The following is a 13333-nucleotide window of genomic DNA, read 5'->3' as shown; positions in this document are numbered from 1 at the left end:
GCCAACACTCAGCATGCTGAGCATCTTGAGCGGCCGAGGTCAGCTGACGGCGACGCGTCCCGGCAGCTCCACGCCGATGMGCAGCGCCTCGACCAGGTCCCGGTACAGCTCGTCGGACGCGAGCAGCTCCTCGTGGGTCCCGCGGGCCCGCACCCGCCCGTCCTCCATCACCAGGATCGTGTCGGCGTCGAGCACCGTGGACAGCCGGTGCGCCACCGTGACGACGGCCCCGCGCGCGGCCAGGTCCCGGATGCAGTCGTGGATCGCGGACTCGGTGAGGCCGTCCACCTGGGCGGTCGCCTCGTCGAGCAGCAGCACCTCGGGCGCCTTGAGGATCGCCCGGGCCAGGGCGATGCGCTGACGCTGACCGCCGGAGACGGACGTGCTGGTCAGCGACGTGTCCAACCCCTCGGGGAGCGCGTCGAACGCCCCGTCCAGCCGGACGGCCGACAGCACGCGGTCGAGCTCGTCGTCGGTCGCGTCGGGCGCGCTGAACAGCAGGTTGTCCCGGATGGACCCCGGGACGATCGGCGTCTCCTGCTCGACGTAGGCGAAGCGCTCGCGGAGGCGGTCGTGCCCGAGCTCGGCGAAGGGGACGCCGTCGAGGAGCAGCTCCCCGGACTGCGGCTCGAGGAAGCGCAGCAGGAGCGAGAACACGGTCGTCTTGCCGGCACCCGACGGGCCGACGAGCGCGGTGTGCCCCCGTCGCGGCACCGCGAACGACACGTCCCGCACGGCCGGCTCGGCGTCGGGGCCGTAGGCGGCGGTCACATTCCGCAGCTCGACGACGGGGGTCGCGTCGTCCGGGACGGTCTCGTCGACCCGCCCGGCCGCGACGGGCTGCTCGCTCTCCATCTCGGTGACCTCGCGGATGCGCGCGGCGGCCGCGATGCCGGACTGCAGCTGCGTGAAGGCCTGCGTCAGCTCGGTGATCGGGCCGACGATGTTGAACGCGTACAGCAGGAACGCCACCAGGCTGGAGACCGCCAGCAGGTCCTGCGACACCCGCCACGCGCCGAGGCCCAGGATGACCACGATCGCCAGCTGGATGCCGCCCCACGAGATCGTCCAGGCGACCGCGGTGGTACGCACCGCGCGCACCGAGTGGTCCTTGGCGTCCCGCGCGTCGGCGAGGATCCGCTCGCCCTGGCGCTCCTCGGCGCGGCTCGACTTCACCGTGCGGACCGCGCGCAGCGTCCCTTCGAGCGTGCCGCCGAGCCGGCCGACGGACTCCTGCGCGGCCTCCTGCGCCTTCGCGATGCCGGGCAGCAGCAGCGCCATGAGCACGCTGACGACGATGATCGCGGCGATGGTCGTGCCGAGCAGCACGAGGTCGAGGACGGCCATGAGGATCAGCGTCCCGACGAGCGCGACGACCCCGTTGACCAGGCTGACCAGGCTCGACGACGCGGCCTCGCGCAGCAGCAGCGTGTCCGACGTGGTGCGCGTGACCAGCTCGCCGACGGGGCGGCGCGTCACGGCGGGCACGGTCGCGCGCAGGAACTTGCGCACCAGCGACTCGCGCGCGTCGAGCACGATGCGCTCGGCCACGGTGCCCATGAGGATCCACTGCGTGAGCCCGACGGCGGACCCGACGACGAGCAGCCCGAGCAGCAGCGCGATGGGCGTCGCCAGGCTCAGCCCCTCCGACAGGGAGTCGAGCACCCACTTGGTGACCATGGGCGTCGCGAGGCCCATCGCCGTGGCGACGAGGCTCAGCGCGAGTCCGAGCAGGAGGGTGTTGCGGTGCGGCCGGGCGAAGCCGATGAGGATGCGCAGCCGTTCGCCGCGCGGGGCGTCGGTGTCCGTCATCCACCTAGTGGAACATTGCTGTTCCATAAAGGTCAACACTGTCCCTCGGTGGAACGTGCTGATACTTTCGGTGGATGACAGTCGACCTCGACACGGGTACGCGGGGCCGGACCCGCCGGGCGATCCTCGACGCCGCGATCCGGGTCCTCGCCGCGGACCCCGGCGCCAGCCTCGGCCAGATCGCCGACGCCGCCGACGTCGGCCGCACCACGCTGCACCGCTACTTCCCGGACCGTGCGGAGCTGCTGGCCGCGCTCACCCAGGAGGCCGCCCGCCGGCTCACGGACGCGGGGGCGCGCGCCCGGCTCGACGACGGGCCGGGGCTGGACGCCCTGCTGCGCGCGTGCCAGACGTGCCTGCAGCTCGGCGACCTGCTGACCCTCCTGTTCACCGAGGTCGTGTCGCTGGAGGAGTGCGGGGACGAGGACGGCTTCTCGCGGGCGCTCGACGACGCGTGCACGCGCGGGCTGGCGGACGGCACGCTCGACACCCGCCTCACCCGCGGCTGGCTGCAGGGCGTGCTGTGGTCGTCGCTCTACCTCGGCTGGAGCGAGCTGCGCGAGGGCACGACGCCGCCGCACGACGTCGTCGGCCAGCTCCTGCTGACGGTCCGCAAGGCGCTCGCGGCGCCCGCAGCCTGATGAGTCCGACTGGACGACGCACCCGGCCCTGACGCACCATCGAGCCCATGACCACGCACCAGGGAAGCGAGGCGGCCGTCCTGGCCTGCTCAGCCGGGGCCCGGACGCCCGCTCAGCACGCCTGACGCCACCCGTGGCGACACCACCGACGGACACGTGATCCGCCGGTGCTCGGGCGTACCTCGGCGGGCGCTCGCGCCGTCACGAACCCGTGCCGGCTCCCGCCGCCCCGAAAGCCCGTGCCCGTGAACCCCCTGACCGAGAACCAGATCCGCACGTCCTTCGTGAACTGCTCACGCCGTGAGGCCGCGCAGCTCACCCTCCCCGCCGACCTGTCCGAGCAGCGCTGGGACCGCCTCGACTACCTCGGCTGGATCGACCGCAAGGCACCGCTGCGCGCGTACGTGGTCGTGCCCGTCGACGACGCGCTCGTCGGCATCACCCTGCGCTCGCCGGAGGGCACCGCGTCCCGCCGACGGGCCGTCTGCGCCTGGTGCGAGGACGTCTACGCCACCGACGACGTCTCGATGTACGTCGCCCGCCGCGCCGGTGGCCCCGGCCGCAACGGCGACACCATCGGCACCCTCATCTGCACCGGCTTCGAGTGCTCGCACAACGTGCGTCGCAAGCCCACGCTCATCGAGGCCGGGCAGGACCCCGCGGGGGTCGTCCTGCACCGGATCGAGGGGCTGCGCGAGCGGTCCGTGCGGTTCGCCCGCGAGGTGCTGCGGGAGATCTGAGCACCCCGTCCGGTGGTGCGGCGGCGCTCCGCCGCACCACCGGGCCGGGCCTAGTTGGTGCTGTGGAACGGAGCCGCGAACGCGTACACCGCGGCAGCGGTCACCGCGATGCTCGACAGCGTGACGTAGACGCGCGTGGCGGACGGCCGCGTCATCAGTTGGTCCGGCTGAACGGGGCCGCGAACGCGTACACCGCAGCGGCGGTGACGGCGATGCTCGACAGGGTGACGTAGACGCGCGTGGCGGAGGGTCGGTTCTTCACAGAGTGCTCCTCGTGACGGTGGAAGCCGTGGCCGGAGCCGCGGCAGGTGGGTGGTGCACCCCGGCGGCGTCGCCGGGGAGTGTGGTGTGCCGGGCKGCCGCAAGGACCAGCACCGCGGCGAGGCCGGCCCAGAGCAGGACGTCGCCKACGCTGAACACCATCGCGACCCCCGGGACCGGGACCAGGTCGGCCAGCGGGACGAGCAGCGTCGAGCCGTCGATCGGGACGTGCCCGGGTGCTCCGGCGACGTCGAGCCCGACCGACCGCGCCGCCGGGACGGAGAACGGCATCCCCCCGTTCAGCGCGGTCGCGAGGGCGTTCGACAGGGCACCCGCCGTCGCGACGACGAGCGCGACCCGGACAGGACGTCCCGCTCCACGCGCGTTGGCGAAGGCGAACCCGACCGCGCACACGGCCAGGGCTAGCGGCACCAGCGCCCCACCGGCAGCGTGCAGCACACCCTGCGCCCACGCGGGGTCGGCGCTGCGCAGCGCCTGGACGGCAGCCCCGGTCAGGGCCCACGGCGCACCGCGCACGCGCACGTGCGTGAGCGAGGCGAGGCCACCGCGCCGGAGCACGAGCACGAGGGCGGCGAGCACGGGGACGACCAGCAGGAGCGCGACCAGCGCGGCTTCCATCCGTGACCTCCCTCGGCGTGGCCGGAAGGTATCGAGCGCGAATCCAGCCACACAAGGGCCGTCTCAGGCGGCGAGCGCTGTCAGTTGCCGCCGCGAACCATCTCCCGCCTGTGACCGTTCTGTGCTGATCTAGGTCCCGGCCGACAGGGGGTTGGCCCGGCGTGGCCTACAGGTCGCGCCGACGTGTGAGGAGGACACCGCATGGCGGCACGTCGAACTCTGGTCGCACTAGCCTCATCGATCGCCATCGTCGCAGCGGGGGCGCTCACGTCCCCGGCGGCGGCGCACGATCGCGGGAGATCCCCGGAGAAGTTCGCCCAGAAGGTCACCACCAAGGCAGTCCAGGGTCACCTGGCAGCACTGCAACGCATCGCCGACAAGAACGGCGGCAACCGTGCCGCCCTCACGTCCGGCTACGAGGAGAGCGCCCGCTACGTCGAGCGCACCCTCCGCAAGGCCGGGTACCGGACGGAACGAGACCCGTTCACGTTCGACCGCGAGATCATCGACACCGAGACCCTGACCGAGAACTCCCCGGGATCCGCCGCCTACCAGGTGGACCAGATGGAGTTCTCCCCGAACGCCCCCGTCGGCGGCGTCACCGCCGACCTGGTCGCCCCCGTCGACCCCCTCGGGTGCCTCGCCACCGACTGGTCGGGCGTCGTGGCCACCGGACAGATCGCCCTCATCAGCCGTGGTACGTGCCCGTTCGCGACCAAGGCCGCCAACGCCGAAGCAGCCGGCGCGATCGGCGTCGTCATCTACAACAACGTCCCTGACGTGCAGCTGTTCGGCACGCTCGGCGCGGAAGGCCTGACCATCCCCGTGGCGGGCGTCCGGCAGGCCGACGGGCAGGCGCTCGCCGCCGCGCTCGCCGCCGGTGCGGTGAACGTGACGCTCGACGTCAGCAGCCACACCGAGACCGCCGAGTCCTTCAACGTGATCGCGGAGACCAAGCAGGGCCGGGACGACAACGTCGTCATGCTCGGCGCGCACCTCGACGGCGTCGAGGAAGGCCCCGGGATCAACGACAACGGCACCGGCTCGGCGACGATCCTCGAGGTCGCCGTGCAGCTGGCGAAGTCGCACACCCCGCACCACAACACGGTGCGGTTCGCGTGGTGGGGTGCCGAGGAGCTCGGCCTCATCGGCTCGACGGCCTACGTCGAGGAGCTGGCCACGCAGGAGGGTGAGCTGGACCGCATCGCGACCTACCTGAACTACGACATGGTCGGCTCGCCCAACTACATCATCGGCGTGTACGACGCGAACGAGTCCACCTACCCGGCCCCGGTCGACGTCCCCGAGGGTTCGGTGGCGACAGAAGCGGTGCTGACCAGCTGGTTCGACTCGATCGGACAGCCGTGGGTGGACACCGAGTTCTCCGGACGCTCCGACTACCAGGCGTTCATCCTCAACGGCGTCCCGGCATCCGGCCTGTTCACGGGAGCCGACGACGTGAAGACCGACGAGGAGGTCGCGCTCTTCGGCGGCACGGCGGGGATCACGCACGACCCGAACTACCACTCCGCGGGCGACAACCTGTCGAACGTGAACGCGACGGCCCTCGGCATCATGACCAAGGCGATCGCGGCGTCGACGTACAGCCTCGCGTGGGACACGTCGGCCATCAACGGGGTCTCCGGCCCCGGCAAGGGCAAGCCGCACCCGGGCCACGGCCACGGGCCCGGCAAGCACCTCGGACCCGAGGACCGGGTCATGCTGGAGCGCGCCTCCTGACGACCGGGGTGGCGTGCACGGGACCCGTGCGCGCCACCCTCCGTCATGCCAGGTCCAGCAGCCCGGCGAGCGCGCGGTCGATGCCCTCCATGTCGGTGAGGGACAGGTAGCCGACGCTCTCGCCCAGTCGCGCCTGCGGGTCGACGGCAGTCAGCGCGTCACAGAGCGCCAAGGTCTCGCCGTGCTCGGGGATCGTGATGGGTGGTCGAAAGACGTACGGGTTGGCGCGGGTCGACGTCGGGACGACCAGCCAGGTGGTCAGGTGGTCGAAGCGCGACGCGAGGACGACCACGGCGAACCGTGGACCGGCCTGTTCGTGCCCGCGCGTGGCGCCCGCCCTGAGTCGATAGACGTCTCCACGCATCAGCCGACGAGGTCGCGCAGGACGGACGCGATCTCGGCCTGGTCGTCGGGGTCCGCAGCGGCCGCGCGCGAGTCGATCTCGGCCTGCCGACGCCACTGCTCCCGGCGCAGCAGCGCGATGCCCTCGCTGATGACGGCCTCGACCGTGGTGTTGCGCTCAGCGCTGAGCGCGTTGAGCGCGTCACGCGTGGAGGTGTGGACCCGGACTGTGGTGCTCTCGGCCATCGCGTGAGTCTACACCTGGTCTACAAGGCCAGCCCTTGACGTCCCAGCGTCCGCTCCCCTAGCGTCGTCACGCCGCCGGGCAAGCGCTTTCTCGCAGGGGTTGAGATGCACGTACGACGACGTACTGGCCTGTTCCTCGTCACCTCCACCGTGCTCGGTGTCGCGCTCAGCGGCATCGCCGGCGCGGCGGCCGCACACGAGGGTCCACGCCACGACCGACCTGATGCCACCGTCTCCGCCGACGGCCGCGCGGACTTCACCAGCGTGCAGGCGGCCATCGACGCCGCCCCCGTCGGCGCCGTCGAGCCGTGGGTCATCGCGGTGCGACCCGGCGAGTACCGGGAGCTGGTCAAGGTCCCCGCGACCAAGCCGTTCCTCACGCTCGTCGGCACGGGCCGGCACGCCCAGGACGTCGTCATCGCCTACGACAACGCGAACGGCACCCCCAAGCCCGACGGCTCCGGCCCGTACGGCACCTCGGGCAGCGCGAGCGTGACCCTCGACGGCGCCGACTTCACCGCCCGGAACCTGACGTTCGCCAACCTCTTCGACGAGGCCGCGCACCCGGAGATCACCAACCGGCAGGCCGTCGCCGTCCTCACGCGCGCGGACCGGCTCGTGTTCGACGGCGTCCGGTTCCTCGGCAACCAGGACACCCTCTACGTGAACAGCTCGTCCGCGGCGGTCGTCGCCCGGGCGTACTTCCGCGACTGCTACGTCGAGGGCGACGTCGACTTCATCTTCGGGCGCGCGACCGCGGTGTTCGAGGGTGGCGAGGTCCGCTCGCTGACCCGTGGGTCGACGACGAACAACGGGTACGTCACGGCGCCGAGCACGATGATCGACAACCCGTACGGCTTCCTGTTCACGCGGGTCCGCTTCACCAGCGACGCCCCCGCCGGCACCGTCTTCCTCGGCCGGCCGTGGCACCCGAGCAACGACCCGAACGCGATCGGGCAGGTGCTCGTGCGGGACTCGTGGATCGGGGACCACGTCGGGGCGGTCGCGTGGAGCGACTTCTCCGGCGGCTGGTCCTGGCGGGACGCCCGCTTCGCCGAGCACCACAACCGGGGCCCCGGCGCCCTGGTCACCGCCGACCGCCCCCAGCTGACCCCGGAGGACGCGAAGGCGTTCACGGTGCGCGCCTACCTGTCGGGCACCGACGGCTGGTCCCCGGAGTCGCGTCGGCGCTGACGCAGGGCGTGCTCGGCGAGCGGCCACCAGTGCCGCTCGCCCAGCTCGGTCCGCGACACMCACCCGCCCGGCACGACTGGGGTGCCGGCCGCCGACCGCCACACGCTGAAGCAGGCGACCGGCGTCGGCCAGGGGTAGTCGGCGTCGGGTTCGAGCACCAGGTTGCGGACGTAGCCCCACGGCCGGACGTCAGCCTGCGGACCGAGCACGACGGAGGCGAGCGCGCGGGCCACCTCCTGCGGGTCCTCGCCGGGCGCGACGTGCCGCGTCGGGAGGTCGGTCCGGCCGTCGTCCCGGGGGACGCAGAAGAACGCGTCGCCCCGCACGACCAGGAGCCGGACCAGACCGGTCGGCTCGTCGGGCGGCGGTGAGCCGAGCAGGACGTCGGCGCGGCTTCCGGGCGGGAGCCACGTCGGGTCCGGACCGGCGCGGAGCAGCAGGGGTGACTCGACCACGACGCGCACGCTACGGCGAGCGCGGGGTGCCGATGCCCGGCGTTTCAGCGTGCGCGTGATCAGCCCCGTCGGCCAGCGCGATCCAGTACCGGCGCTTGAGCCCGGCGGTCGGGTGCGTGACGACGTCCTGCAGCACGCCCCCCGCCTGCTCGATGGTCCGCACCGATCCGACGTTGTCGGGCGAGCACGTGACCAGGACGTGGTCGAGCCCGACCTCGCGCGCGATGCGCAGCCCCTCGCGCATGAGGTCGCCCGCGTAGCCCCGCCGGCGGTGTGCGGGCAGCACCGCGTACCCGACATGACCCCCGACGAGCGCGAGCCGCTCGTTGAGCTCGTGCCGCACCGACAGCCGGCCGACGAGGGTCGACCCGACGAAGCCGCCGACGAACGTCTCGGGGACCGACGGCGGGACGCCCCCACCCGCGCGGAGCAGCTCGCCCTCCTCGAGCCAGGCCGCCCACGACCCGGCGTCGTCCAGCCCGAGGCAGAACTCGACGCCCTCGCCGGCGAGCGCCTCGTGCGCCGCGCGGGCCTGCGGCTCGTCGGCCGCGGTCAGAGCACGGACCCGGAGGGCGCGTTCAGCCACGCCGGTACACGGACACGTGCGAGCGGGAGTCGGCGGTGAACTCCTCGCCGGACCAGTCGGCGTCGCGGCTCTCCAGCGTGAAGCCCGCCAGCTGCGCCATGAGGTCGAGCTCGGACGGCCAGATGTACCGGTGCGGCGTGCGACCGAGCTCGGCCTGCCGGCCCTCGCCGAAGCTGAAGTGGTGCGACACCACCCGCTGGTGCAGGACGTCGTAGGTGTCGAGGCCGATGTAGCCGGGCACGCTGGCCCAGACGGTCGCCTCCACGCCCGGCGGGAGCTTGCGCAGCTCCGGCACCCACAGCTCGATCACGAACCGGCCCCCCGGGACCAGGTGGCGGGCGGCGTTGCGGAAGCACGCGACCTGCTCCTCCTGCGTGAGCAGGTTGGCGATCGTGTTGAACACCAGGTAGACGAGGCGGAACTCGCCCGGTGCGGTGGCCGTCGCCATGTCGCCCAGCACCACCGGGACGGCGGCCTCGTCGACCTTGGTCCGCAGCTGCTCGACCATGTGCGGCGACAGCTCGATGCCGGTGACCGGCACCCCCCGCTCGTGGAGCGGCACGGCGACGCGGCCGGTCCCGATCGCGAGCTCGAGCGCGCGGCCGCCGTCCGCGAGCGCGGCGAGGCGGTCGACCGTCGGCCCGAGGACCTCGGGCGCGAACATGCCGGTGCCGGGGGTGTCGTAGCGGCGTGCGGTCTCGGMGTCCCAGAGCTGTTCCATCCGGACGACGATGGCAGCGGACCGCCGGTGTCGTCCACGGGATTCACGCCTCGGGGATCGCCCGACCGAAGGTCTCCAGAGTGATCGCGGCCGGGTCGGGTCAGCCGAGCGCCAGGAGCTTGCGCTCCAGCACCTCACGCTCGCGCTCGTTCCCGCACAGGCCGACGGCCCGTTCCAGCTCACGACGGGCGTCCTCCCGCCGACCCAGACGGGTCAGCAGCTCGCCGCGGACGCTCGGCAGCAGGTGCGAGTCCCCCAGGCTGCCCGCCGCGACCAGCCCGTCGACCACCGGCAGCGCCGCCGCGGGACCCTGCGCCATCGAGATCGCGACCGCGCGGTTCAGCTCGACCACGGGCGACGGCGCCAGCCGCCCGAGCGCCTCGTAGAGCACCACGATCCGGTCCCAGTCGGTCTCCTGGACCGACGGGGCGACCGCGTGGCACTCGGCGATCGCGGCCTGGACGCCGTAGGCACCCAGCCCCCGACCCACCCGGCCCGCGGTGGCGAGGGCCGCGCGACCGCGCCGGATCGCCGCGCGGTCCCACCGCCGACGGTCCTGCTCCTCCAGCAGGACGGGCTCGCCGTCGTCGCGCAGCCGCGCCGGGAACCGGGCGGCGGTCAGCTCCAGCAGCGCCAGCAGGCCGTGCACCTCCGGCTCGTCGGGGACCAGCTGCGCCAGCACCCGGGCCTGCCGGACCGCCTCGTGCGCGAGGTCCTGGCGGATCCAGTCGCTGCCCGACGTCGCCGACGAGCCCTCCGTGAACACCAGGTAGAGGACGTTCAGCACCGCCGCCAGCCGTTCGCGCCGCTCGTCGGGCGGCGGCACCTCGAACGGGACCTGCGCCGCGCCGAGCGTCTTCTTCGCGCGCGTGACCCGGGCCTGGACCGTGGAGGTCGGCACCAGGAGCGCCCGGGCGATCTCGTCGCTGGTCAGACCACCGACCACCCGCAGCGTCATGGTCACCTGCGCCTCGCGCGACAGCACCGGGTGGMACGCGACGAACATCAGCGCCAGCACGTCGTCGTCGATGTGGTCCGGGTCCCACAGGAGGTCGTCGCCCACGCTCTCGCTCAGGTCACGGGCCAGAGTGGCGTGCCGCTCGTCGAGCGCGACGCGACGTCGGTACGTGTCGACCGCGCGCCGCCGGGCCACCGTGATCAGCCAGGCCGCCGGGCTGGTCGGGATCCCCTCGCGCGGCCACGCCACCAGGGCCGCCGCCAGCGCCTCCTGCGCGAGGTCCTCCGCCAGCGAGAAGTCGCCCGTGTACCGGGCGAGGGTCGAGACGATGCGCGCGGACTCGATCCGCCACACCGCCTCGACCGCGTCCCGCCCGGTCCCGGACGCGGTCAGAGCTKGCCCGTCCGCTCCCGCCACGCACGCACTCGCCTTCCCGCGGCTGCCGGCCGACGGGGTCAGAGCTGGCCCGTCCGCTCCCGCCACGCACGCACTCGCCTTCCCGCGGCTGCCGGCCGACGGGGTCAGAGCTGGCCCGTCCGCTCCCGCCACGCACGCTCCTTCTGGATCCATTCGTTGTCCTGCGGGAAGTCCTCGATGCTCGTGAGGCGGCGGATCTCGGTCTTCTGGCCGGGGCCCGTCAGCGGTGCCCGCTTGGCCCACTCGACGGCTTCCTCCTTGGAGGCGACGTCGAGGATCCAGTAGCCGCCGAACAGCTCCTTGGTCTCGCCGTAGGGGCCGTCGCTGACGACGGGCGGCTGGGACGAGAAGTCGATGACGACGCTGTCGGCCGCATCGTCCAGGCCCTCCGCCGCGAGGAGCACGCCGGCGGAGATCATCTCGTCGTTGAACCGGCCCATCGCCTCCATGATCTCGGTGAAGTCGATGTCGGCGAACGCCGCGTAAGCCTCGTCGGTGGCGCGCATGATCAGCATGTACTTCACGGTTCTTCTCCTGCCGTGTCGGGGTCCCCTTCGGACCCTCTCACCGATCAGTCGAACGGTGGAACCGCCGGATCGACATCGCCGACGGACCAGTTCAGGGGAAGGTGACGGGCACGTCCTCGAACGCGGGCCAGCGGGAGTCGACGCTGACGGCGAGCGCTTCCGTCGTGTAGAGCGGGGCCGGGAGGGTCGCCTCGAACCGCACGGGCGAGCCGGGGACGAGCTCGAGGCCGAAGTTGTCGGTGTCCCAGCGCTGACCGGTGTTCGAGAGGGTCCGGTACTCCACGAGGTGCACGCGGTCCGCGACGGTCGGGCGCAGCGTGCTGTCGTCCAGCAGGTCGTAGAGGTTCACCGGCTCGCTCGACCCGTCCAGCCGTTCGAGGACGATCCGCAGCCGCATCGACGCGCCGCGTACGTCGAGGCTCTCGATCCCGACGCGCACCTTCTCGCCCGGACGGCCCGGTGCGTCGACGGTCTGCTCGGCCAGGAGCGACGTCGGCACGGGGACGACGAGCCCGGGGTCGCCGTACGGGCCGGGCTGGGCGGCGCCGAGCGTCGGCAGCGGGGTCGCCTCGGCTGCCGCCTCGGGGGGCGCGCCGGTGTAGTGCAGCTCGACCCGGCGGTTCTGCGCGCGGTCGTCGGCGATGTCGTCGCCACCCTCGGCGACCTTCAGCTGCGACTCGCCGTACCCGTGCACGTCGAGCACGACGTCGGGACGGGCGGCGGCGACCGCGGCGGCCACCGACTGCGCCCGCGCCTCGGACAGGGCCTGGTTGTGGGCGTCGTCGAGCACGGAGTCCGTGTGCCCGTCGACCGTGACCGTGGCCCCGGCGGGGACCTGCGCGACGAGCTCCCCGATCGCGGTGGTCGCAGCCTCCGACAGCTCGCTGCCGTCGACCGTGAACAGGATGTCCGACGCAAGGGTGACCGACGTCTGGTCCTGCTCCTGCTCGACCTGCTCCACCTGGTGGATGGCCGGGTCGGCCTCGTAGGGGCGGACCGTGAAGAACGGCGGCGAGTCGCTGTAGTCACGGACGGAGARCAGGCCGTTCGTGAGGACGCCGTCGGTGATGGGCGGGAAGTCGTCCAGCGTCAGGGGCGTCGGGTCGTCCGTCGTCGGGGAGGCCGCGGAGACGAGCACGGCGACGACGAGCGTGAGCGCTGCCGCGGCGGGCAGTCGACGGGAGATCGGTCGCACCGCTCAGTCCTCGTACGTCACGGGGACGTTCTCGAACGGGGACCACGACGCGACCAGCGACAGGTCGAGCGACTCGACCTGCTCGGCCGGGGCGGCGAACCACGCCTGGTAGAGCAGCGGCTCACCGTTGACGGTCTTCGCGAAGACGTCCGTCTCCCAGTCCTGACCGGTCTCGCTCAGCACGAAGTACTGCGTCAGGTGCTCCAGGTCGTTCAACGACGGGCGCAGGTCCTCGCCCGTCATCTCGTAGATGTTCGTGGTCTCGCCGTCGGCGAGGGAGTCGTCCTCGGGCGTGAACCAGACGCGCAGCTCCATCGTCTTGCCCGTCACGACGAGCGGCTCCACCTCGACGCGCACCTCGGCGTCCGTGTTCCCCGGCACCGGGAACGTGGCGTCGAACACCGTCCCCGCCTGCTGCACCGTCCCGCCGGGGGCCTTGGCGTCCGCCGACGTGCTCGTCCCCGTGGGCTCGGGGTCGTCGCCGCCCGTGCACCCGGCGAGCCCGAGGACACCCAGAACCACCACCGTCACCACGACCGACGAGCGCATGCGTCCCTCTCCGTCGCCCGGAACGTCCGGGTCAGCGGGTACGACCGTACCCGGCGCCGGCTCGTCGCGGCTCTACGATGCCGCGATGGACCGACTCGGGCTCGTCCACCATGTCCGCGCGCACGCGGACGCCGTCCTCAGCACGCTCGGCCCGGACGGGTCGCCGCAGGCCGCGTACCTGCCGGTCACGGCCACCGACTCCGGGGAGCTCGTGCTGGACGCGCGGGCGTCGTCGCGCAAGGTGGCCAACCTCCGGCGCGATCCCCGGGTGGCCGTCGTCGTCGGAGGTCGCGACGGGACCACCGTGCAG

At 72.8% G+C, this 13333-nt stretch carries 16 protein-coding genes; 5 read left to right on the top strand and 11 right to left on the bottom strand.

What is annotated here, in order from left to right; all coding sequences use genetic code 11:
- Positions 1-39: 39 nt before the first annotated feature.
- Complete coding sequence (locus tag ACXJKF_RS07205) at positions 40-1812, bottom strand: ABC transporter ATP-binding protein (RefSeq protein ID WP_456787052.1); 1773 nt, start codon at positions 1810-1812, stop codon at positions 40-42.
- A 74-nt stretch (positions 1813-1886) separates the two neighbouring features.
- Here ACXJKF_RS07205 and ACXJKF_RS07200 point away from each other — a divergent pair, with 74 nt between their 5' ends.
- Both ACXJKF_RS07200 and ACXJKF_RS07195 read left to right on the top strand, forming a co-directional pair.
- Entirely contained in the window at positions 1887-2453 is a 567-nt protein-coding gene (locus tag ACXJKF_RS07200) for a TetR/AcrR family transcriptional regulator (protein WP_456787051.1), read from the top strand.
- A gap of 245 nt (positions 2454-2698) precedes the next feature.
- The gene (locus ACXJKF_RS07195) at positions 2699-3193 is read left to right on the top strand and encodes an FBP domain-containing protein (RefSeq protein ID WP_456787050.1); all 495 of its coding nucleotides are present in this window, start codon (positions 2699-2701) and stop codon (positions 3191-3193) included.
- 258 nt (positions 3194-3451) lie between these two features.
- On the opposite strand, the gene ACXJKF_RS07190 is transcribed toward ACXJKF_RS07195, so the two are convergent.
- Complete coding sequence (locus tag ACXJKF_RS07190; RefSeq protein ID WP_456787049.1) at positions 3452-4093, bottom strand: DUF5317 family protein; 642 nt, start codon at positions 4091-4093, stop codon at positions 3452-3454.
- A gap of 201 nt (positions 4094-4294) precedes the next feature.
- On the opposite strand from ACXJKF_RS07190, the gene ACXJKF_RS07185 reads away from it, so the two are divergent.
- Entirely contained in the window at positions 4295-5833 is a 1539-nt protein-coding gene (locus ACXJKF_RS07185; protein ID WP_456787048.1) for a M20/M25/M40 family metallo-hydrolase, read from the top strand.
- 43 nt (positions 5834-5876) lie between these two features.
- On the opposite strand, the gene ACXJKF_RS07180 is transcribed toward ACXJKF_RS07185, so the two are convergent.
- Both ACXJKF_RS07180 and ACXJKF_RS07175 read right to left on the bottom strand, forming a co-directional pair.
- Entirely contained in the window at positions 5877-6197 is a 321-nt protein-coding gene (locus ACXJKF_RS07180; protein WP_456787047.1) for a type II toxin-antitoxin system PemK/MazF family toxin, read from the bottom strand.
- The gene (locus tag ACXJKF_RS07175; RefSeq protein ID WP_456787046.1) at positions 6197-6421 is read right to left on the bottom strand and encodes a hypothetical protein; all 225 of its coding nucleotides are present in this window, start codon (positions 6419-6421) and stop codon (positions 6197-6199) included. The genes ACXJKF_RS07180 and ACXJKF_RS07175 overlap by 1 nt, the downstream gene beginning before the upstream one ends.
- A 105-nt stretch (positions 6422-6526) precedes the next feature.
- Here ACXJKF_RS07175 and ACXJKF_RS07170 point away from each other — a divergent pair, with 105 nt between their 5' ends.
- Positions 6527-7615, top strand: a complete 1089-nt coding sequence (locus ACXJKF_RS07170) for a pectinesterase family protein (protein WP_456787045.1) — start codon at positions 6527-6529, stop codon at positions 7613-7615.
- On the opposite strand, the gene ACXJKF_RS07165 is transcribed toward ACXJKF_RS07170, so the two are convergent.
- From ACXJKF_RS07165 to ACXJKF_RS07135, 7 genes are all read right to left on the bottom strand, one after another.
- Entirely contained in the window at positions 7567-8070 is a 504-nt protein-coding gene (locus tag ACXJKF_RS07165) for an NUDIX hydrolase (RefSeq protein WP_456787044.1), read from the bottom strand. The two genes, ACXJKF_RS07170 and ACXJKF_RS07165, sit on opposite strands and share 49 nt — an antisense overlap.
- Positions 8071-8080: 10 nt before the next feature.
- Positions 8081-8656, bottom strand: a complete 576-nt coding sequence (locus ACXJKF_RS07160; protein ID WP_456787043.1) for a GNAT family N-acetyltransferase — start codon at positions 8654-8656, stop codon at positions 8081-8083.
- Positions 8649-9377: a class I SAM-dependent methyltransferase gene (locus ACXJKF_RS07155; protein ID WP_456787042.1), complete on the bottom strand. Its 729-nt coding sequence runs from the start codon at positions 9375-9377 to the stop codon at positions 8649-8651. The genes ACXJKF_RS07160 and ACXJKF_RS07155 overlap by 8 nt, the downstream gene beginning before the upstream one ends.
- Positions 9378-9477: 100 nt before the next feature.
- The gene (locus ACXJKF_RS07150) at positions 9478-10752 is read right to left on the bottom strand and encodes an RNA polymerase sigma factor (protein WP_456787041.1); all 1275 of its coding nucleotides are present in this window, start codon (positions 10750-10752) and stop codon (positions 9478-9480) included.
- A 104-nt stretch (positions 10753-10856) separates the two neighbouring features.
- Entirely contained in the window at positions 10857-11276 is a 420-nt protein-coding gene (locus ACXJKF_RS07145; RefSeq protein WP_456787040.1) for a YciI family protein, read from the bottom strand.
- Positions 11277-11370: 94 nt separating this feature from the next.
- Positions 11371-12474 carry an OmpA family protein gene (locus ACXJKF_RS07140; protein ID WP_456787039.1) on the bottom strand — a complete coding sequence of 368 codons (1104 nt, stop codon included), beginning with the start codon at positions 12472-12474 and terminating at the stop codon, positions 11371-11373.
- A gap of 3 nt (positions 12475-12477) precedes the next feature.
- On the bottom strand, positions 12478-13023 hold the full coding sequence (locus tag ACXJKF_RS07135) for a hypothetical protein (protein WP_456787038.1): 546 nt from the start codon (positions 13021-13023) through the stop codon (positions 12478-12480).
- Positions 13024-13108: 85 nt separating this feature from the next.
- Here ACXJKF_RS07135 and ACXJKF_RS07130 point away from each other — a divergent pair.
- Positions 13109-13333, top strand: a 225-nt coding sequence (locus ACXJKF_RS07130; protein WP_456787037.1) for a pyridoxamine 5'-phosphate oxidase family protein, incomplete at its 3' end; no start/stop codon positions are given.

The organism is Cellulomonas sp. P5_C5 (assembly GCF_054049655.1).
The sequence above is the reverse complement of the archived record's forward strand: the minus strand, read 5'-3'. Positions and strand labels throughout refer to the sequence as shown.

Excerpts from the sequence above, each read along its gene's own strand:
- ACXJKF_RS07135 (WP_456787038.1), bottom strand. The coding sequence starts at position 13,023 with ATGCGCTCGTCGGTCGTGGTGACGGTGGTGGTTCTGGGTGTCCTCGGG.
- ACXJKF_RS07180 (WP_456787047.1), bottom strand. The coding sequence starts at position 6,197 with ATGCGTGGAGACGTCTATCGACTCAGGGCGGGCGCCACGCGCGGGCAC.
- ACXJKF_RS07200 (WP_456787051.1), top strand. The coding sequence starts at position 1,887 with ATGACAGTCGACCTCGACACGGGTACGCGGGGCCGGACCCGCCGGGCG.
- ACXJKF_RS07175 (WP_456787046.1), bottom strand. The coding sequence starts at position 6,421 with ATGGCCGAGAGCACCACAGTCCGGGTCCACACCTCCACGCGTGACGCG.
- ACXJKF_RS07170 (WP_456787045.1), top strand. The coding sequence starts at position 6,527 with ATGCACGTACGACGACGTACTGGCCTGTTCCTCGTCACCTCCACCGTG.
- ACXJKF_RS07185 (WP_456787048.1), top strand. The coding sequence starts at position 4,295 with ATGGCGGCACGTCGAACTCTGGTCGCACTAGCCTCATCGATCGCCATC.